General features: G+C 46.0%; 1 protein-coding gene. It reads left to right on the top strand.

The window, feature by feature from the left end; all coding sequences use genetic code 11:
* Positions 1-537 (top strand): alanine racemase (locus tag D8792_RS11305; RefSeq protein WP_185758467.1); only part of this gene is annotated, 537 nt, incomplete at both ends.

Here is a 537-nt window from a genome sequence, read left to right as displayed (position 1 = left end):
GATCTGTCTGCTATTGCATTTAATATTGAGCAAATTGCGGCTCATATTCCTCGGTCGGTCCAGAAGTGGGCAGTAGTAAAGGCCAATGCTTATGGACATGGTGCGGTTCCTGTCTCTCAACACGTTCAGGCCCTTGTAGACGGTTTTTGCGTATCTAATATTGACGAAGCTCTCGAACTACGAGAAGCTGGCATTGCTAAATCCATTCTTATTTTGAGTGTTTCTTCATTGGAGGCTGTGCCTTTAGCGATCCAGCAGCAGATTACCCTGACAGTGGCTAGCCTAGCTTGGATGGAGGAGCTCTTGAGCCAGCAAGCTGATCTGACAGGCTTGACCGTCCATATCAAGATTGATTCAGGTATGGGACGCATTGGCTTTCGTGATAGTCAAGAAGCCCAGCAAGCAATTAGCCGCCTGCAAGCAGCAGGAGCTGTGGTAGAAGGAATTTTCACTCATTTTGCAACTGTGGTAGAAGGAATTTTCACTCATTTTGCAACAGCTGACGAATTAGATACAAGTCATTTTGTAGCCCAATTA

It is taken from the genome of Streptococcus cristatus (genome assembly GCF_003943505.1).
GTDB lineage: Bacteria > Bacillota > Bacilli > Lactobacillales > Streptococcaceae > Streptococcus > Streptococcus cristatus_E.
Note: the sequence above shows the minus strand (reverse complement) of the source record. Positions and strands in the feature narration are given on the sequence as shown.